This window comes from Orbaceae bacterium BiB (assembly GCA_036251205.1).
GTDB classification, from domain to species: domain Bacteria; phylum Pseudomonadota; class Gammaproteobacteria; order Enterobacterales; family Orbaceae; genus Orbus; species Orbus mooreae.
The window spans coordinates 2,697,881-2,718,084 of sequence record CP133958.1 but is presented as its reverse complement, the minus strand read 5'-3'; the positions used below and the strand labels follow the sequence as shown (position 1 = coordinate 2,718,084).

Annotated in this window: 21 protein-coding genes; 12 read left to right on the top strand and 9 right to left on the bottom strand. The window is 35.2% G+C overall.

Features of this window, described 5'->3' with window-relative positions:
* The first annotated feature begins 126 nt into the window (after positions 1–126).
* The 3 genes from galE to RHO11_12790 are packed head-to-tail and all read left to right on the top strand — an operon-like array spanning position 127 to position 2,135.
* Positions 127–1,143 (top strand): UDP-glucose 4-epimerase GalE, encoded by a 1,017-nt coding sequence (gene galE, locus RHO11_12800; GenBank protein ID WVD61330.1) that lies wholly within the window; start codon positions 127–129, stop codon positions 1,141–1,143.
* A complete protein-coding gene (locus tag RHO11_12795) occupies positions 1,136–1,540 on the top strand; it encodes a GNAT family N-acetyltransferase (GenBank protein ID WVD61329.1) in 405 nt (134 codons plus the stop codon). Before galE ends, RHO11_12795 begins: the two co-directional genes overlap by 8 nt.
* 1 nt (position 1,541) lies before the next feature.
* Positions 1,542–2,135 (top strand): nucleoside triphosphate pyrophosphatase, encoded by a 594-nt coding sequence (locus RHO11_12790; GenBank protein ID WVD61328.1) that lies wholly within the window; start codon positions 1,542–1,544, stop codon positions 2,133–2,135.
* A gap of 94 nt (positions 2,136–2,229) precedes the next feature.
* Here RHO11_12790 and RHO11_12785 read toward each other — a convergent pair whose 3' ends face one another.
* On the bottom strand, positions 2,230–3,228 hold the full coding sequence (locus RHO11_12785) for a 2-hydroxyacid dehydrogenase (protein ID WVD61327.1): 999 nt from the start codon (positions 3,226–3,228) through the stop codon (positions 2,230–2,232).
* Between the two features lie 196 nt (positions 3,229–3,424).
* On the opposite strand from RHO11_12785, the gene RHO11_12780 reads away from it, so the two are divergent.
* Both RHO11_12780 and RHO11_12775 read left to right on the top strand, forming a co-directional pair.
* A complete protein-coding gene (locus RHO11_12780; protein ID WVD61326.1) occupies positions 3,425–4,693 on the top strand; it encodes an AmpG family muropeptide MFS transporter in 1,269 nt (422 codons plus the stop codon).
* 17 nt (positions 4,694–4,710) lie between these two features.
* Positions 4,711–5,361, top strand: a complete 651-nt coding sequence (locus tag RHO11_12775) for an NAD(P)H-dependent oxidoreductase (protein ID WVD61325.1) — start codon at positions 4,711–4,713, stop codon at positions 5,359–5,361.
* A 55-nt stretch (positions 5,362–5,416) separates the two neighbouring features.
* Here RHO11_12775 and RHO11_12770 read toward each other — a convergent pair whose 3' ends face one another.
* On the bottom strand, positions 5,417–5,605 hold the full coding sequence (locus tag RHO11_12770; protein ID WVD61324.1) for a hypothetical protein: 189 nt from the start codon (positions 5,603–5,605) through the stop codon (positions 5,417–5,419).
* A 279-nt stretch (positions 5,606–5,884) separates the two neighbouring features.
* Here RHO11_12770 and tmk point away from each other — a divergent pair, with 279 nt between their 5' ends.
* The 4 genes from tmk to yciH all read left to right on the top strand — a co-directional run bounded on the left by tmk (position 5,885) and on the right by yciH (position 8,656).
* Positions 5,885–6,523 (top strand): dTMP kinase, encoded by a 639-nt coding sequence (tmk, locus tag RHO11_12765; GenBank protein WVD61323.1) that lies wholly within the window; start codon positions 5,885–5,887, stop codon positions 6,521–6,523.
* On the top strand, positions 6,510–7,529 hold the full coding sequence (locus RHO11_12760; GenBank protein ID WVD61322.1) for a DNA polymerase III subunit delta' C-terminal domain-containing protein: 1,020 nt from the start codon (positions 6,510–6,512) through the stop codon (positions 7,527–7,529). Before tmk ends, RHO11_12760 begins: the two co-directional genes overlap by 14 nt.
* A 97-nt stretch (positions 7,530–7,626) precedes the next feature.
* On the top strand, positions 7,627–8,325 hold the full coding sequence (gene pyrF / locus RHO11_12755; protein ID WVD61321.1) for an orotidine-5'-phosphate decarboxylase: 699 nt from the start codon (positions 7,627–7,629) through the stop codon (positions 8,323–8,325).
* Positions 8,326–8,335: 10 nt separating this feature from the next.
* Positions 8,336–8,656: a stress response translation initiation inhibitor YciH gene (gene yciH / locus RHO11_12750; GenBank protein WVD61320.1), complete on the top strand. Its 321-nt coding sequence runs from the start codon at positions 8,336–8,338 to the stop codon at positions 8,654–8,656.
* Between the two features lie 77 nt (positions 8,657–8,733).
* Here yciH and tmaR read toward each other — a convergent pair whose 3' ends face one another.
* The 7 genes from tmaR to RHO11_12715 form a co-directional block, all read right to left on the bottom strand.
* The gene (tmaR, locus tag RHO11_12745; GenBank protein ID WVD61319.1) at positions 8,734–9,054 is read right to left on the bottom strand and encodes a PTS system regulator TmaR; all 321 of its coding nucleotides are present in this window, start codon (positions 9,052–9,054) and stop codon (positions 8,734–8,736) included.
* Positions 9,055–9,168: 114 nt separating this feature from the next.
* On the bottom strand, positions 9,169–9,840 hold the full coding sequence (hxpB, locus tag RHO11_12740) for a hexitol phosphatase HxpB (GenBank protein ID WVD61318.1): 672 nt from the start codon (positions 9,838–9,840) through the stop codon (positions 9,169–9,171).
* A 328-nt stretch (positions 9,841–10,168) separates the two neighbouring features.
* On the bottom strand, positions 10,169–10,771 hold the full coding sequence (gene leuD, locus RHO11_12735; GenBank protein WVD61317.1) for a 3-isopropylmalate dehydratase small subunit: 603 nt from the start codon (positions 10,769–10,771) through the stop codon (positions 10,169–10,171).
* Between the two features lie 11 nt (positions 10,772–10,782).
* On the bottom strand, positions 10,783–12,195 hold the full coding sequence (leuC, locus tag RHO11_12730; GenBank protein WVD61316.1) for a 3-isopropylmalate dehydratase large subunit: 1,413 nt from the start codon (positions 12,193–12,195) through the stop codon (positions 10,783–10,785).
* A 71-nt stretch (positions 12,196–12,266) separates the two neighbouring features.
* On the bottom strand, positions 12,267–13,346 hold the full coding sequence (leuB, locus tag RHO11_12725) for a 3-isopropylmalate dehydrogenase (protein ID WVD61315.1): 1,080 nt from the start codon (positions 13,344–13,346) through the stop codon (positions 12,267–12,269).
* Positions 13,347–13,390: 44 nt separating this feature from the next.
* Positions 13,391–14,935, bottom strand: coding sequence for a 2-isopropylmalate synthase (leuA, locus tag RHO11_12720; GenBank protein ID WVD61314.1), 1,545 nt, complete (start codon positions 14,933–14,935; stop codon positions 13,391–13,393).
* 353 nt (positions 14,936–15,288) lie between these two features.
* A complete protein-coding gene (locus RHO11_12715) occupies positions 15,289–16,452 on the bottom strand; it encodes a hypothetical protein (GenBank protein WVD61313.1) in 1,164 nt (387 codons plus the stop codon).
* Between the two features lie 505 nt (positions 16,453–16,957).
* Here RHO11_12715 and gmk point away from each other — a divergent pair.
* From gmk to spoT, 3 genes are all read left to right on the top strand, one after another.
* On the top strand, positions 16,958–17,629 hold the full coding sequence (gmk, locus tag RHO11_12710; protein WVD61312.1) for a guanylate kinase: 672 nt from the start codon (positions 16,958–16,960) through the stop codon (positions 17,627–17,629).
* A 137-nt stretch (positions 17,630–17,766) separates the two neighbouring features.
* A complete protein-coding gene (rpoZ, locus tag RHO11_12705) occupies positions 17,767–18,057 on the top strand; it encodes a DNA-directed RNA polymerase subunit omega (GenBank protein WVD61311.1) in 291 nt (96 codons plus the stop codon).
* A 22-nt stretch (positions 18,058–18,079) separates the two neighbouring features.
* Positions 18,080–20,203 (top strand): bifunctional GTP diphosphokinase/guanosine-3',5'-bis pyrophosphate 3'-pyrophosphohydrolase, encoded by a 2,124-nt coding sequence (gene spoT, locus RHO11_12700; GenBank protein WVD61310.1) that lies wholly within the window; start codon positions 18,080–18,082, stop codon positions 20,201–20,203.
* The last annotated feature ends 1 nt before the right edge of the window (position 20,204 follow it).

Below are 20,204 nucleotides of genomic sequence, written 5' to 3'. Positions count from 1 at the left end.
TCTTTACCCAAGATTAATTCTCATTATTTAATAAAATTTCACTCAAAAATGAACTAATTTCTGATACTATAGCAAACCATAACTAGCTATAACATATAGCTATTTCGTTCCAAATATGGAGACAAAATGAATATTCTTGTTACTGGTGGACTCGGTTATATTGGCAGTCATACTTGTGTTAAACTTATTGAAGCTGGATATAATCCCATTATTATCGATAATTTATACAATAGTAAGAAAAGCGTATTACAGCGTATAAAACAAATTACTAGTTTTACACCGCAATTCTACTACGGTGATATTTGTGATAAACCGTTTGTTGACTCCATTTTTAAAAAACATGACTTTACGGCAGTTATTCATTTTGCTGGTTTAAAGGCTGTTGGCGAATCCGTAATAAAACCACTCGAGTATTATGAAAAGAATGTTTATGGTTCAATCTGTTTAGCGCAAGTCATGCGAGATAACAATGTAAAAAACTTAATTTTTAGTTCATCAGCGACAGTCTATGGTGAAAAAAATCCTGTCCCTTACGTAGAAAGCTATCCGACGGGAAATATCACTAATCCGTATGGCTGGAGTAAATTTATGGTCGAGCAGAGCTATATCGATCTATCAAATGCTGAAAAAGAGTGGAGTATTTCGTTATTACGCTACTTCAACCCTGTTGGCGCTCATCCATCTGGACTAATGGGAGAAGACCCTCAAGGTATTCCAAATAATTTAATGCCTTATATTTCACAAGTAGCAATAGGTAAACGAGAAAAGTTATCTGTATATGGTAATGACTACCCAACTAAAGATGGCACTGGTGTAAGAGATTATATTCGCGTTGAGGACTTAGCAATTGGTCATGTTGCAGCCTTAAAACAGATCAATAAATCAGGTATACATATTTATAATTTAGGTTCAGGCATAGGTAACAGTGTGCTTGAAGTTATTGCTGCTTATGAAAAAGCGTGTGGTCATAAACTCGCCTATCAAATTGTCGAACGACGAGCCGGAGATATTGCTGCATTTTGGGCCGATGCGTCAAGAGCCAAACAGGAACTCGATTGGCAAACCCAATATACGCTAGATGAGATGGCTAAAGATAGTTGGAATTGGCAAATGAAAAATCCGAATGGGTATCCAAATGAATAAAATAATCTATCGTGCAGATATAAAACCGCAATTAGAAGAAACATTAAACTTATATAGTCATTGTTCATTGGGGGAAAGACGCCCTCTTAGCGATAAAACTCGCTTCCAAGCTATGTTAGATAATGCTAACCTGATTATTACAGCTTGGGATAATACTCGATTAGTCGGTATTGCTCGTTGTTTAACAGATTTTGTATATACCACTTATTTGGCTGATTTAGCTGTTGATGAGCACTACCAAAAACAAGGGATTGGTAAACATCTTATTGAAGAAGTACAAAACAACACCACCCCCGAATGTAGGATTGTTTTACTATCTGCACCACAAGCAGTTAACTACTATCCACTCCTTGGTTTTAGTGCTCACCCTTCGGCATGGACATTAATGAATACTTAATATGAAACTTATTTTAGCCTCAACATCTGAATCACGTAAAAAGATTCTTAAAAAACTAGCGATTCCCTTTGATTGCATAGCTCCAGAATGCGATGAAACACCGTTATTAAATGAAAATGCAAAAGATTTAGTTTTACGCCTATCGTATATAAAAGCACAATCGGTGGCAAAAAATTATATTGGTACCGAAACTATTATTATCGGTTCTGATCAAGTTGGCGTGTTAGATGGACAAATAGTCGGTAAACCGCATACCGTCGAAAATGCTAAATTACAATTATCAAAAAGTAGTGGTAAAACTTTTTCATTTTATACTGGATTATCGGTTATTAATGCTCAAACTCAACAAAGTGTTACGATTTTTGAACCTTTTCAAGTTACATTTAGACCCCTAAGCGAAGCGGAAATTGCCTCTTATATTGCAAAAGAGATGCCTCTCCAATGTGCGGGTAGTTTTAAATGTGATGAACTGGGAATCACATTATTTGAAAAATTTGAAGGGAATGATATTAATGCATTAGTAGGCCTACCACTCATCAAATTAACTAAAATTATGACTGAAATGGGTTACAATCCATTGCTGATAACGCCATAATATTGATATCTCTGCTTACACTTCAAGTCTAGTTCGTTTAATTAACTAGACTTGAAAGTAATTGATTTAAATAATCATGATGACTATATTTCTATTATACAATATTTGGGCATTTATCACCCTTCATCACTAATTGAATATTACTCAACGTAGTATCAGAAATATTCAATAAGGCTTCTTGGGTTAAAAATGCTTGATGTCCTGTAAAAAGAACATTATGACAAGCAGATAAACGGCGGAATACATCATCTTGAATAACATCATTTGATTTATCTTCAAAAAATAGATCCCGTTCATTTTCATAAACATCCATACCAAGAGCACCTATTTTTGATTGTTTCAGTGCGTCAATCGCAGCCGCTGAATCAAGTAATGCACCTCGGCTAGTATTAATAATCATCACGCCATCTTTCATTTGGCTAAATGATTGTGCATTTAATAAATGGTAGTTTTCGGGTGTCATTGGACAATGCAAAGTAATAACATCGGATTTAGAATAAAGCTCATTCAAGTCTACATAAGTAGCCCCTAATTCCTCAGCAACTTTAGAAGGATAAGGATCATAGGCTAGAATACTCATACCAAATCCTTTTAAAATTCGTATCACAGCTTGACCAATTTTACCAGTACCAATCACGCCAGCAACACGTCCATGCATATTAAAACCTGTTAAACCGTCGAGAGAGAAATTCGCATCACGAGTACGTTGATAAGCTTTATGAGTTCGACGATTAAGCGTCATCATTAACGCAACAGCATGTTCTGCAACAGCTTCCGGAGAATACGCCGGAACACGTACAACAGAAATACCTAATTTGTGGGCAACATCTAAATCAACATTATCAAAACCTGCACAACGTAAAGCTAAAATTTTGATACCTAATGATGCTAGTACTTCTAATGTCTTTTTATCTGCGACATCATTAACAAAAAGGCAAACAGCGTCAAACCCTTTTGCGGTAATCGCCGTAGTACTATTTAACTTATATTCATAATATTCAATATCAAAATTAAAACGTTTATTAGCTATTTCTAAGTGTTCACGATCATAATGTTTACTACTAAAGACTGCGACTCTAATTTTGTTTTGCATATCATCCACCTTTTGTAAAAATAAACTTCATATCTATTAATAACACGAGCCACCCTAAAGGTAAATCGATAATAATGATAGTCAATAAAATACAACGAAAAACATAAAATTATATTAACCATATATCAGGGGAAAGAACCTATGATATACTTAATAAAAATCAGTAATAACCCAACTAAAAATATACCCTAATTCAATGAATGACCAGTCGAATAAACAATCAATAATCAGTGTTGATTTTATAACAAAAATGCTTATTTGCATATTCACTGGCTTTGCTTCAGGATTACCACTTTATATCCTTTTACAATTAATGCCCGCTTGGCTTGCGAGTGAAGGCGTAAGCATTAAAACTATCGGTATTTTTACGCTAACTCAAGTTCCTTATGTGTGGAAATTTGTCTGGTCACCTTTTATGGATAATATTTCACCATTTAATCTAGGTAGACGTAAAGGATGGATGTTATTAACACAGTTAATTTTATTCGTCATTATTGCAAGTATGGGATTTTTATCTCCACAACTCAATATTGTCCTTATTGCCTCACTTAGCTTTGCGATTGCTTTTTTTTCAGCAACACAAGATATAGCTTTAGATGCATTTAGGCGTGAACTACTTACCGATCAGGAGTTGGGGTTAGGTAATAGTATTCATATTAATAGTTATCGAATAGCCGGTTTAGTTCCAGGCTCACTATCTTTGATACTGTCAAATTACTATGCATGGGATATTGTTTTTATTATTACCGCCTGTTTCATGTTTCCTGCAATCATCGTGACACTATTAGTGAAAGAACCGATTAATCGACTACCATCGAAACAGCGTATTGAAGATATCTTTATTAAACCATTTGTAGAGTTTATAAATCGTAGTGGCTTAAAGTCTGCGCTCCTAATTTTGGCCTTCATTTTTCTCTATAAACTTGGCGATAGTATGGCAACGGCGCTTGCCACCCCTTTCTATTTAGAAATGGGATATAGTAAAATTGATATTGGCTTAATAGCTAAAAATGCGGGACTATGGCCAAGTGTTATTGGCGCCTTAATGGGTGGAATATTAATGCTCAAAATCGGGATTAATCGAGCATTATGGTTATTTGGAGCTGTTCAGTTACTTTCAATATTAGGCTTTGTATGGCTATCGATTGAAGGCCCTTTTGAGGAAATAAAATCGCATCAACTCTTGTTATTAGCTTTTGTAATTAGCTTTGAAGCTCTCGGCGTTGGTTTAGGAACAGCCGCTTTTGTCTCTTTTATTGCAAAAACTACCAACCCACTTTATACAGCAACACAATTTGCTTTATTTACCAGCTTCGCCTCTATTCCAAGAACATTAATTAATGCTTCAACCGGATTTATAGTAGATAGCGTAGGTTGGACAAATTTCTTTTGGTTGTGTACCATACTTGCCATCCCTGGAATGTTACTACTCTTTAAAGTAGCACCATGGCAAGAAAAAATATAATTTATACTGGAGAAAATATGAACAAACTTTCCCAAGCTTTTGATTTTCGTCATGCCTGCAAAGTTTTTGATGAAACTAAAAAAATTGCACCAAACGATCTTGATGCGATTTTGGATGCAGGCCGAAAATCGCCATCCTCTTTTGGTATGGAACCTTGGCACTTTGTGGTAATTAGCGATGCAGATATTAAACAAAAATTGAGTTCAGCATGTTATAACCAACCACAAATAATGAGTTGTTCACATTTAGTTATTGTGCTTTATCGTAAAGCAGTACAATTCACCATGCAGAGCGAATATCTAAGACAAACCGTTCGTCGAAATTTGCCAACAGAAGGTGTATCTTTTGAACTTGATGCCGCATGTCAATATTTCATTAATTACTGTACTAATGGTTTACCTGAAGGTGTCAGTATTGATAACTGGGCTGAAATGCAATGCTATATTCCAAGCGCAAATATGATGACAGCCGCAGCATATTATGGAATTGATTCATGTGCAATTGGTGGTTTCGAACATAATAAAGTTATGGCAATACTAGAAGCGATCAAACCACAATTTAGCATTAATAACTTTGACGTTGCATTATGTCTACCATTTGGATATCGTAAAAATCCACAATCGCCACAAATACGCTGGAAAAAAGAAGAAGTTGTTACTTTTTTATAAAAAAACCCGCTAAAAAGCGGGAAAGGATACAATGAACAAAAACTTGTCTACTGAACTATCGTATTGAGCGGTACAACTTTTCAATATCATTTGACGCAGAGTTAATAATAAATGAAATACCTGATAAGATATCAACTATACGGGTATCTTCACTTGTTTCTTGCGCCGAATTCAGAATTTCTTGTGCCCAATTAATTTTACGGAGCACGACTTCAATTTGCTCTAAAACTATCTCATTACTCATTCTTCTCTCCTACTGAATATACATAGTATTAAAATAAGGTTATCGTTTTAGCTTATTATGAAGATATAATTCACGTTTTCAACACCTGAAAAACCAAAATTTAACTTTTTTACAAAAAAATAAAAGTTTTAACGTTTTTTTTAACATAAAAAACATTTTACAATAAAAAAAACAAAACAGCAAAAATAATATTTACGATAAAATATTGCTATTCCAAACTAATGTCATTTCAGTAAATAAATAGTATAATTTGTCATAAGATGAACTAAGGAATACGTTATGTCAGGAAAGTTTATTGTTATTGAAGGCTTAGAAGGTGCAGGTAAGACAACTGCAATTACAACAATTAGTCATATTTTGAATAAAAAAAATATTACTGACTTAGTTTATACACGGGAACCTGGTGGAACTCCAATTGCAGAAACATTGCGTAACATCATCAAACATGGGCTTGCTGATGAACCGCTTACAAACAAAGCAGAACTTTTAATGTTTTATGCAGCAAGAATTCAACTCATCGAAAATGTGATCAAACCTGCATTACAAGCCAATAAATGGGTAATTGGAGATCGTCATGATCTATCTACACAAGCTTATCAAGGTGCCGGTAGACAAAATGACCTTATGTTTATATCGACATTAAAGCAATCGGTACTAGATGGATTTAAGCCTGATTTAACAATTTATATGGATATTTCACCTGAGCTAGGATTAAAGCGAGTTAAGGCTAGGGGCGAATTTGATCGTATAGAGCAAGAGTCACTAACGTTTTTTGAACGTATCCGGGAACGTTATCTTGAACTAGCCAGTCAAGACTCTAGCATAATTACAATTGATGCATCACAACCTCTTGAATCCGTAAAGCTTTCAATTGAAAAGGCATTAAATACCTGGTTAATGGAAAATGGAATTGCATAATTATCAGCTCAATAACTATCCTTGGTTAGCTAAATCTTACCAAGATTTAGTGTTACCATTCATAAGTAATAGAGCTCATCATGCCTTATTACTAAAATATATTATTGGTAGTGGCGAAGATAAACTAATTCATAAATTAGCTAACCGCTTATTATGTCTTACGCCAAATGATAGTGAACCTTGTTTACAGTGCCATAGCTGCCAGCTATTTTTAGCGGAAAACCATCCGGATAACTACATAATTGAAGCTGAAAAAAATAAACTATCGATTGGTGTAGATCAGATTAGGCAGATATCGAACAAAATATATGAACGGGCACAACAAGGTGGCAATAAAGTTATTCGGATAAAAAATGCCTCTTTAATGACTGAAGCCGCTGCAAATGCGTTACTAAAAACCTTAGAAGAACCACCTAAAAATACCTATTTTATTATTTCTGATATCCATAATGGTCAGTTATTACCAACTATTCGTAGCCGCTGCCAGTTCTATTTTTTACCTGTTCCGGAACTTGATATTTCAATGGCATGGTTAAAATCGTATCAAAATATCGCTCACTATAATGATAATGAACTCGCTTCGGCATTGTTACTTAATGGTAATGCCCCTCTAGCAGCATTAACTTTATTAGAGGACGAAAGATGGCAAAAAAGGGTTACCTTTAATCAAAATTTGCAAACACATTTAGCTGAACAAGATTTTTGGGCATTACGAGAGAGCTTTATTAATCAAGATGATACATTGATGCGATTACATTGGTTTTGCACACTACTAAGTGATGCACTTAAAGCTACCCAAAAATCAGGACGCTTTATCATTAACCGAGATCAAGTTTCACTTGTCAGATTAATCGCTCAATTAGAATCAATCAAAATTATACAATTATATCAACTTTGGCATGATGTTAGAGAACAACTTGTCACAATCAGTAGCCTTAATCAGGAGCTGATTATCAGCAATCTACTCGCTCAATCTGAAATAATAATACATTCTTCTGCTAATTAACTTCAAAATAGCGCCATACTCTTGCTATAATAAGTAGCAAGAGAATTTTATAATTCATGATTACAAATACAATATTTTATACAAGGGAAAGACAACCATGCCATCTCCAATTATTGTTGCAGTAGATTTTGCTGATGTTAAATCAGCATGGAATTTCATTGATCGCATCGAACCAACAGATTGTCGTCTAAAAATAGGTAAAGAATTATTTACTATTGCGGGTCCTGACTTTATTAGACAAATCCACAATAAAGGGTTTGAGATCTTTCTTGATTTGAAATTTCATGATATTCCAAATACAGTAGCAAAAGCAGTTACTGCCGCTGCTGATTTAGGTGTTTGGATGACGAATGTTCATGCTAGTGGTGGCTCGCGTATGATGCAAGCAGCAAAAGATGCCTTATATTCATATGGTAAAGATGCACCTATGTTGATCGCGGTAACAGTATTAACCAGTATGGAAACTCAAGACTTAGCAGAAATAGGTATTAATGTATCACCGTTAGAACAAGCGACAAGACTAGCTGTTTTGGCTAAAAACTGTGGCTTAGATGGTGTTGTCTGTTCGGCAAAAGAAGTACAAAGTTTTAGAACGCGTTTAGGTAGTGATTTCAAACTAGTAACCCCTGGTATACGTCCAGTTGGAACCGATCCTGATGACCAACGTCGAATCATGACACCACAACGTGCGCAAGCTGCGGGATCTGATTATCTAGTGATTGGTCGTCCAATTACACAAGCAGAAAAACCGGAAGTTGCGTTAAAAGAGATCTTATCTACACTTGATTTAAGTTAAGGCTGAGGATATGTCCGATAATCCACTAGTTTACTCAACTGATTCAGGAAGAATTAAACCTGAACAGTCAAAAGTCGTTCGTCCGAAAGGTGATGGTATTGTACGTATCCAAAAGCAAACCGCCGGGCGAAAAGGTAAAGGTGTTTGTGTTATTACCGGCCTTGATTTAGATGATGCTGAACTGGCTAAATTAGCTGCAGAACTAAAAAAACGTTGTGGCTGTGGTGGCAGTATAAAAGAGGATACAATCGAAATCCAAGGCGATAAACGCGATTTACTTAAAGAGATGCTAGAACAAAAAGGCTTTAAAGTAAAATTAGCTGGTGGCTGATTCTATATACCATCACTAGAATTATCGATACAAAAAAACCAAGACGGATGTCTTGGTTTTTTATTAAATAACGAATATTAGTTACTACTCATTACACGCATTTTTGACGATATTTCACGACGCTCTTTTGATATTTCAGCATTTTTGATAATAAAATCATCAACGCGATCTTCATAGTCAAGTTTCATATTAGCGATAATTGCTTGGACTTCATCATAAGTCATATTTGGCTTAATATAATCACTTAAATTTTCAAGCAGTAACACACGTTTTTGATTGTCACGGATTTTCTTCTCATTGTCAGTAATTTCACGTTTCAGTTTATTTAATCGACGAGATAAACGGACATACTCTAATACGTTTTGGAATGAAGGTTTTGTTACTTTTTCCTTTTCCATGAATAACCCCTTATATCAAAATGTTAATATACAAAAAATCCTCGGATATCAATAAGTATATACTAGTTATTGAGTAAAGTAGACAAAATTTAGTAGTGAATAACCATTTTTGTCTTATTTTAAGTGCTCTGGAGTCAATTCAAGTAATGAAGTTAATTGATAATCAGCTAAACACCATTGTGGCAGCTTTCTATCACTAATAGCAGGAATAACAATAGAACTCATTCTTGCCGCCTTTGTCGCAATCATCCCAGGTAATGAGTCTTCGATCGTTATACATTGTAATGGTGATTCACCAATTTTATCCGCAGCACATAAATAAACTGCTGGATGGGGTTTACCATGACTTAATGCTTCAGCAGACACCCGAACATCAAAACAATTAGTAATATTTAAACAATCAGTAATCGCATCAATAACTCGCATTGGTGATGATGAAGCCAAGCCAACTTTTAAACCTAATTCACGACATAATTTTAGCGACTCATGAACACCAGGTAAAATCGGCTTAGCAATAGAAACTTTATCAATAACCACTTCAATAATTTTATTAACCATCACGGATGACGGAATCTTTTTTTGTGGTAGTAATTGGCAATAAAGATCAACTACCTGATCAATTCTAACGCCAGTAGTCGATAAGTCATACTGTTGGTGTAACTGATCATAATCAACATCATAAAATGCTAACGTTTCCTTAACTGACTCTTCCCAGAGTGGTTCTGAATCAAGTAAAACACCATCCATATCAAACAGAACTGCTTTCGTTGCAAATAATTTACTCATGTTATGTTGCCTCAATTGACAATGTATCGCTAGTGAAGGAACTGCTAACATTGGGCTGGTTATTATTCGTTTTTTAATTTATTTTAAATAGCAATTAACGAATTTAATTAGTTAGCAAGCAAATTATACAGTATATTAACCTTACCGTTAAAAGGAATTGTTGATATTTTATATTTTAATTAGTATAGATAAGAATTATCATAAATATATAAAATAAAAAATGAGTTGATGATAAATCTTAACGCGTTATAAGTCTGGATTGATGAGATAGCAATAGATAAAAATAGCCCATAATATGATTTATGGGCTATTTAATTAGCAAGTCTCTTTATGCAAGAAAAGTAGGGATTTTTTTCTCAAAAGCACTGATCGCATCTTCATGCTGTAGTGTTAAGCCGATATTATCTAAACCATTTAACAAACAATGACGCTTAAAGGCATCAATTTTAAATGAATATTTTTTATCACCCGCGATAACCACTTCATTTTCAAGATCAACAGTAAATTCAGTACCTTCATTAGCTTCAACGATTTTAAATAACTCATCAACGTCTTCTTCTGAAAGATTAACTAATAATAATTGATTATTAAATGAGTTATTATAAAAAATATCAGCAAAACTTGAGCCAATAATCGCTTTAAAACCATAATCAGCTAATGCCCAAGGAGCATGTTCTCGAGAGGATCCACAACCAAAATTTTCTCGAGCTAACAAAATGCTCGCCCCTTTATAGCGAGGTTTATTTAAAGTAAATTCTGGATTTGGTTGTTTACCTGCATCATCTAGAAAACGCCATTCGTGAAAAGCGTGTTGTCCAAATCCTGTACGAGTTACTTTTTGTAAAAACTGTTTTGGAATAATTGCATCAGTATCAACATTAGCAGCATCTAAAGGAACTACTAACCCGGTATGTTTAACAAATTTAGCCATGATTATACTCCTTAAAATGGTTGACGAATATCAGTAAAATGACCCGTAATTGCTGCTGCTGCGGCCATTGCTGGACTCACTAAATGTGTTCTAGCATCACGACCTTGACGACCTTCAAAATTACGGTTACTTGTTGATGCACAACGATCGCCAGGCGCTAATTTATCGTCATTCATGGCAAGGCACATTGAACAACCTGGTAAACGCCATTCAAAACCAGCATCAATAAAGATTTTATCTAACCCTTCAGCCTCTGCTTGTGCTTTTACAGGACCTGATCCAGGTACAACTAATGCCTGAACACCAGCTGCAACTTTACGTCCCTTCGTAATTGCGGCTGCGGCACGCAAATCTTCAATTCGAGAATTAGTACATGAACCAATAAATACTTTATTGATTTTGACATCAGTCATTTTAGTACCTGCACTTAATCCCATATAGGTTAATGCTCGCTCTGCTGAATTACGTTCAATAGGATCACTAAAATCAGTAGGATTCGGCACTACACCATCAATTGATGTTACTTGACCTGGATTAGTACCCCAAGTTAATTGCGGAGCAATATCTTTAGCATCTAGTGTAACCACTTTATCAAAGTGTGCGCCATTATCCGTTTTTAGCGTTTGCCAATATTCAACCGCTTTAACAAAATCATCGCCTTTTGGAGCAAATTGACGCCCCTTAATATATTCGAAGGTAACCTCGTCAGGAGCAACAATCCCCGCTTTAGCCCCCATCTCGATAGCCATATTACATAATGTCATACGGCCTTCCATTGAAAGATCTTTTATCGCTTCACCACAAAACTCAACCACATAACCAGTACCACCGGCGCTAGTTGTTTTACCAATAATGGCTAAGATAATATCTTTAGCTGTGATACCGGCGGCAACATGGCCTTTAACTTCAATTTTCATCGTTTTAGCGCGACCTTGTTTTAAGGTTTGCGTTGCCAAAACATGTTCAACTTCAGATGTACCAATACCAAATGCTAATGCACCAAATGCACCATGTGTTGCAGTATGGGAATCACCACAAACAATTGTCATACCAGGTAAAGTCATACCTTGTTCTGGTCCAATAACATGCACAATCCCTCGTAATGGACTTTGAATATCATATAACGAGATACCAAATTCTTTAGTATTTTTAGCTAGTTCAGTTAACTGGATTCTTGCCATTTCACTACATGCACTTAACTCATTACTTTTTGTTGAAGTATTATGATCCATAGTAGCAAAAGTTTTGTGCGGTTGACGAACTTTACGATTCATCGCACGTAAACCATCAAATGCTTGAGGAGATGTAACCTCATGTACTAGATGACGGTCAATATATAAAATCGGAGTCTCATTTGGAGCTTCATAAACGACGTGCGCATCATATAATTTTTGATACAACGTTTTTGGATTTGCTTGTGACATTGCTGTGTCCTTTTTATTATATCGATAAGGATTGAAGAATGAATACCTCAATCCAATCTAAATTAACAATCTTAAATCAAACGACAAATAACATCGCCCATTTCATCGGTAGAAATATGTTTGCCACCACGTGCCAGATCAATAGTACGGTAGCCTTTCTCTAATGCTTTATTGACAGCTTCTTCGATAGCTTTAGCAATATCATCACGCTTAAAGCTATAGCGAACTAATAATGCTAATGACAAAATTTGTGCCGCAGGATTTGCGATATTTTTACCGGCAATATCAGGTGCACTACCACCTGCAGGTTCATATAGACCAAAGCCATCTTCATTTAAACTTGCTGATGGCAACATCCCCATTGAACCGGTGATCATGGCACACTCATCAGATAAAATGTCACCAAATAAATTAGAGCACAATACCACATCAAACTGTGATGGATCTTTAATTAACTGCATCGTAGCATTATCGATATACATATGTTCAAGAGCTACATCAGGATACTCTTTAGCGACTTCGCTTACAACTTCACGCCATAAAATTGATGTTTGTAATACATTAGCTTTATCAATTGAAGTGACTTTTTTACTACGAATTTTAGCTGCTTCAAAGCCCATTCGAGCAATCCGTTCAATTTCAAAACGGTGATAAACTTCAGTATCAAATGCGCGTTCTTGTGCACCACTACCTTCACGGCCTTTTGGTAGACCGAAATAAATACCACCAGTAAGTTCACGCATACATAAGATATCAAAACCACGTTTAGCAATATCTTCACGCAAAGGACAAAGTTCTTCTAATCCTTGATAAAGACTTGCTGGACGCATATTAGCAAATAACTTAAAGTGCTTACGTAATGGTAATAGTGCACCACGTTCTGGCTGAGAATCAGGTGGTAGATTAGTCCACTTAGGGCCACCAACAGAACCAAATAAAATCGCATCTGCTTTTTCACACCCAGCTAATGTCTCTGCAGGTAGTGGGCAACCATGAATATCAATTGCAGCCCCTCCCACATCATATTGACTTGTCGTAATTGATAGCTGATATTTTTCGCGTATAACATCAAGCACTTTATAAGCTTGTTTCATCACTTCTGGACCAATTCCGTCCCCCGGTAATACTGCAATATGATATGACTGTGACATAATTATCCTCAAATTTTATTATCTTATTAATCAGTTCTTGATGCTTAGCTATGTAAACGTTGTTTCTCTTCTGCAACAATCGTTGCACGATAAATATTATTTAATGCATTAATTAGTGCTTTAGCTGAAGCTTCAACAATATCGGTTGCAAGACCAACTCCATGGAATCGACGTCCATTATGTTCAACAACAATATCAACTTGCCCCAAGGCATTTTCACCTTGGCCCTTCGCAGCTAATTGGTATTTAACAATAGAAACAGGCATATTGGTAATACGGTTAATTGCTTGATAAACGGCATCAACAGGACCATTACCAGTCGCAGCATCGGACTTTTTCTCTTTGCCTACTGTTAAACTGACAGATGCTGTAGACACAACCGTCGTACCTGATTGAACATTAAAATAGTCTAAAGAAAAATGCTCTTCATCATTTTTTAATTTATCCATAAAGATCAATGCTTCTAAATCATAATCAAACACTTGACCTTTTTTATCCGCTAAGGCTAAGAATGCTTCATAAATAGTGTCCAAATTATAATCTTCATCACGGTAGCCTAACTCATGTAAACGGTGTTTCACGGCAGCACGACCCGAACGGGAAGTTAAATTTAATTGTATTTGATTTAAGCCAATTGATTCTGGGGTCATAATCTCGTAAGTTTCACGATTTTTTAATACCCCATCTTGATGGATACCCGATGAATGAGCAAATGCATTGCTCCCAACAATCGCTTTATTAGCTGGGATTGGTGTGCTGGTTAATTGACTTACGATTTGACTGGTGCGGTAGATTTCTTGATGATTAATATTGGTATGAACATTTAAAATATTTTGACGAACTTTGATTGCCATAATCACTTCTTCTAAGGCTGTATTCCCGGCTCGTTCCCCTAAGCCATTCATCGCCCCTTCGATTTGGCGAGCGCCCTCTTGTACCGCACTAATTGAGTTAGCAACTGACATCCCTAAGTCATCATGACAATGTACCGAAATAATCGCTTTATCAATATTAGGTACTCGCTCAAATAAAGTCCGAATAATACCACCAAACTGATAAGGAACAGTATAACCGACAGTGTCAGGAATATTAATTGTTCTAGCACCTGCCGCAATTGCCGCTTCAACAATTCGACATAAATTATCAATAGGTGTACGCCCTGCATCTTCACACGAAAACTCAACATCATCAGTATAATTACGAGCACGTTTAACACTATGAACCGCTCTAGCAACAACATCATCAAATGACATTCTTAATTTATCTTGCACATGCAAAGTCGAAGTTGCCATAAAAGTATGAATACGGAATTGTTCAGCCACTTTTAATGCTTCTGCGGCGACATCAATATCTTTATCAACACAACGAGCTAACGCACAAACGCGGCTGTTTTTAATTGTTTTAGCAATTGTTTGTACTGATTCAAAATCACCTGGTGATGAAACCGGGAAACCAACTTCCATCACATCAACTCGCATTCTTTCTAATGCTAATGCTATTTGTAGTTTTTCTTTAACACTTAAACTCGCCTGTAATGCCTGCTCACCATCACGTAATGTGGTATCAAAAATAATGACTTGATTGCTCATCTGTTGTTTCCTTTTATGTTAGGCACTAAATTATTAGTTCAATTGCGGAGCTAAATGCTAAAAAAAAACCCGCAATTTAGTGCGGGTTTCTGTTAATTATAGAGTGAGAGATTAAATCGGTCTACTCCGAACACAGACAATCCGCGCAAAAAGATGCGAGGAGCAGACTGAGGAGGAGGTTCATCGATTTAAACATTAAATTCACTTTATTTATAAAATAATATATGGTGATATTTCTATCAAATATCAAACAAACTGTCAAGCAAGAATTATATATTGCGTTATTTTTATACTAATCATTATGTTAATTTATCTTAACAAAATGTCAAAAATAATATCTTACAAAACCAATTTCACTCTAACTTATTTATTAAAATGAAAAAAATAAAATTAGCGACACCAATAATAACTAAGATACACCAAATGATTAATAATTTTATAGCAATCAATTCAGCGGAAAAAATTAATAAAATAATTGCCGAAAATAGCGAGTAAATAGTAACAATAAAGAAAATTAACGAGAGATTTACACCAATATAATTTAAGAAATTAAACCCTTTTCTAGCAGATAGATTATTTAATTTCGTTAATAGACAAAAAAGAATAAAACTACCAATAATAGTTAATCCAGCCGAGAATAGTGGATTAGCATGAATGAGTGGTTGTAAAAATGTAGGAAAACTAATAGAGAAGCTCAATTTATCACTAAATACTTGAACAAAATTACCCAAAAATAGCTGATTTAAATCATAAAAAAACATAATCTTACTATCGCTATACCACATACCATTTGCCATAATAATCAAAGATACCATAATCGCAGAAATGAAAATACTAAGATTCAACAATCGTTGAGGCTTTCGTTCTATCTCATTCAACAACGACATATCTTCACTTTTCATGATCATCATCGTTTTATGCTTTGTTGTGTACTGAAGTTTATAACTCTTATTGCTATCCATAACAGCATCAGCTACAACAACAACTTCATCATTTGGATATAAAGTATGTTGAATATGATTTTGATTATTGATAATTTTTTCAACACAGTTATCACTCAACATCACAAACTCAATGTTATAAGTATCAACATAAACACGATGTCCATCAGCTGATAAAGTAAAATTCTTACAAACTACTTCACTAGTTACAGGAGGATGTTGCTCCTCACCATGCTCATTGAGATCATAAATTTGATAGCTATAACCAACACATAGACGCTCATCTAATGGTGCCTTTACTGTCTCTTTAGCTTCAACCATCCCTTTGATTTTACAAAACCCCACTTTAAGCCGATCTAAAGGCGTTATAGGCATATCGACCTTTCTCGCATCAGTAATTTTAGCGATCTTATGAATCCAAAGCAGTATCACCAACATAATAACGACAAGAACTAAGGAAAAAGACCATGCCATTGAGAGTAGCAAATAAATAGCAATAAATTTCGTGATACCTAAAATGATACGATACAGTCGATCAATAAAATTAAACTTTGTTTTGTTATTGTTGATTATCATTCAAACTATTCCTTTATATCTTCATATACTAACTCGCTGTTTCTAATATGAAACGCGGTAAAGTCATTTTTTATTTATTTTCTCAAAATCGATCTGATATTAGAAAACTATAGAATAACCGAATATACCAATCATATTTTGAGCACTATTTTAGAGGCTATTTTAACAAACAAACCTATTAACGTATTACGTTTACTAAACAAATATTTGTATAAAAAAATAATCTCTTAACTATTTTTTCATAAAATATTGAAATCACATAATCCGATAACAGAAAATATATAAAAATATTAAATATGTGCAATACTGACTATAACAGATAGTCATTTTGTAAATATTTAGTGATAGGGTAAGTGAATAGTAAAGCAAGGCTGATCAATGGCACCCTCATCTATATAAGCTAACTTATCTTTTGATACATCCTCCAATCTTAGTATAAAACAGAAATAACAGAGCGCTTTATCAATAATTCAGTAAGCTAGCCCTTTTATTTTAATGCAATTTCATGAATAATAACCGCAACGCAATTAATGAAAAAAATGTTATGTATACAGGAACCCTCTTTATCCTTTCGGCACCAAGTGGTGCTGGCAAATCAAGCTTAATAAACGCTTATTTAAAACAGCAAGATCAGCAGCTTGCAAATATATCGATATCTCATACTACGCGCTCACCAAGACCGGGTGAAAAGCATGGTGAACACTATTATTTTGTTGATCATAATGAGTTTGAATTATTAATTAAACAAGACGCTTTTATCGAATATGCCAAAGTTTTTGACCATTACTATGGGACGACCAAAGCAGCAATTAATCAGCACTTAGCTAATGGTATTAATGTTTTTTTAGATATCGATTGGCAAGGCGCAAGACAAGTGAGAGATAAGATGCCAAACGCGAAAAGCATTTTTATCATTCCTCCTTCTCTAGCAGAGCTAGAAAAACGCTTAATTAAGCGAGAACAAGATTCGGCTGAAGTTATCGCTAAACGTATGCAAAAAGCGAAGTCTGAAATATCTCATTATAACGAGTACGACTATTTAATTATCAATGACGATTTTAATTATGCATTAAATTGTTTATCAGCTATTATTAAAGCAGAAACGCTCAATACCAGTAAGCAAATATTAATAAATAAAGATATCTTGGAACAATTTATTGATCAAAATAAGGGTTAATTTGGATTTAATAGCCAAATTAACCGAAGATTTTACTTATACAGTGCAAATAACCGTAGCAATCCCGCGTAAATTTCAGTAAAATTAGCGATTGATTTAAAAAAATTTTCAGTACTTAATAAAAAATGAGGTAAAACATGGCTCGCGTAACGGTTCAAGATGCAGTTGATAAAATTGGTAATCGATTCGATTTAGTATTAGTTGCAGCAAGGCGTGCACATCAATTGCAATCTGAAGGTAAAGCGCCTTTAGTTGCCGAAGAAAACGACAAAGAGACAGTTATTGCATTGCGTGAAATTGAAGAAGGTTTAGTCAATAAAAAAATTCTTGATACCGCTGATTTCCAAGCACGCCAAGAAGAAGACGCTGAAGCTCGTTCAATTCTCCATGAAACAGTTCTTTTTGAAAATACACCATCATACGAATAATCTATAGACAAGCATCATAAGTATGTCAGCTAATATGCAATATTTTGCACCGTTAGAAAAATTAGTAAAACACTACCTTCCGGATAATCAAGTTAAAAAAATTCGGGAGGCTTATGTCTTTGCTTATGATGCCCATGATGGTCAATTTCGCTCTAGTGGTGAACCTTATATCACCCACCCTGTTGCTGTAGCTTGTATACTCGCTGATATGCAGCTTGATTTTGAAGCGATTGCAGCTGCACTACTGCATGATACCATTGAGGATACACCTGTCACCTACCAAGATGTTGTTGATCAATTTGGCGAAGATGTTGCACAGCTAGTGGACGGTGTCTCAAAACTCGACAAACTTAAATTTCGTAATCGACAAGAAGCTCAAGCAGAAAATTTCCGTAAAATGGTTCTAGCGATGGCAAAAGATGTTCGAGTCATTTTAATCAAGCTCGCAGATCGCACACATAATATGCGTACGCTTGACTCGCTAAGACCCGATAAACGTCGCCGAATTGCGAAAGAAACTCTTGAAATTTTTGCCCCGCTTGCGCATCGTCTAGGTATTCATCACATCAAAACAGAGCTTGAAGTACTCGGTTTTACGGCAATGCATCCTAATCGAGCTCATGTACTTGAAAAAGTCGTTGAATCAGCAAGACAGACGCGAAAAGACTTAATTGAACGTATTTTATCTGACATTAAAGAACGCTTAGTTAAAGCTGGAATCAAAGCTAGAGTAGAGGGGATTGAAAAAAATATTTATACCATCTACCAAAAAATGCAACTGCGCGAACAGCGTTTTCGTTCAATTATGGATATTTATATTTTCCGTATTATTGTTGAAGATGTCGATAGCTGCTACCGCGTATTAGGTTTAGTTCATAATCTCTATAAACCACGGCCTAATCGATTTAAAGATCATATCGCTATACCTAAGTTGAACGGTTATCAATCATTACACTCTTCATTAATTGGTCCTCATGGTACACCGGTTGAAGTACAAATTCGTACAATAGACATGGATCAGATGGCTGAAATGGGTGTGGCAGCACACTGGATGTACAAAAAAAATGAAGAGTTTAATAGCACGACAACACAGATAAAAGCACAGCGTTGGATGCAAAACATTCTTGAGTTACAACAGAGTGTCGGTAACTCATTTGAATTTATTGAAAATATAAAATCAGATCTCTTTCCAAAAGAGATTTATGTTTTCACACCAAAAGGGCGTATTGTTGAATTACCAAAAGGTGCAACTCCCGTTGATCTAGCCTATGCGGTACATACCGATATTGGTCATCAATGCATTGGCGCAATTGTTGATCGCAAACCATCGGCACTATCACAACCGCTATCAAGTGGACAAACTGTTGAGATATTGACCTCACCAAATAGTAGACCAAGTGCTGGCTGGCTAAATTTTGTAGTGAGTGCTAAAGCTAGAGCTCGTATTCGCCAAGCACTAAAAAATTTAGAACATACTGATGCCGTTGCTTTAGGCAAACGCTTATTAGAGTGCGCACTTATTGATAGTGGAGGAATAGCAGCAATTCCACAACAAAAAATTGATAAGTTAGTCAGCTTTACTAAATTAAATTCATTTGATGAATTACTTGCTGAAATTGGCCTAGGTAATATTATGAGTCAATTTGTTGTCAAAGGGATTGAACATAGTCATGTTAATAACCATTCATTGGAAATTAATAAAAAGCTAAAAATTACTGGTGATGAAGGATCATTAGTCTCGTTTGCTAAATGTTGTCATCCTATTCCCGAAGATCCGATTATTGGTCGAGTTAGCCCAGAAAAAGGATTGTCGATTCACCACGAATCTTGTCGTAATATAATCGGTTACCAAAATCAGCCAGATAAGTATGTGCCATTAGAATGGGCACCTACACCAGATAAAATGTTTACTGCAGAAGTTTGGATTGATATTACTAATAATGCAGCATCGGCACTAGCCAATATTATCTCAACAATTAATGCTGAATCCGCCAATGTACAGTGGCTTAATACCGAAGAAAAAGATTCCCGAATTTATACTGTCATCTTGCATCTTGAAGTTAAAAATGCAACTCAACTTAACGATATTATCCGTAAAATAAAACACCAACCAGACGTTGTTAACATTATTCGCAACATCAATTAAC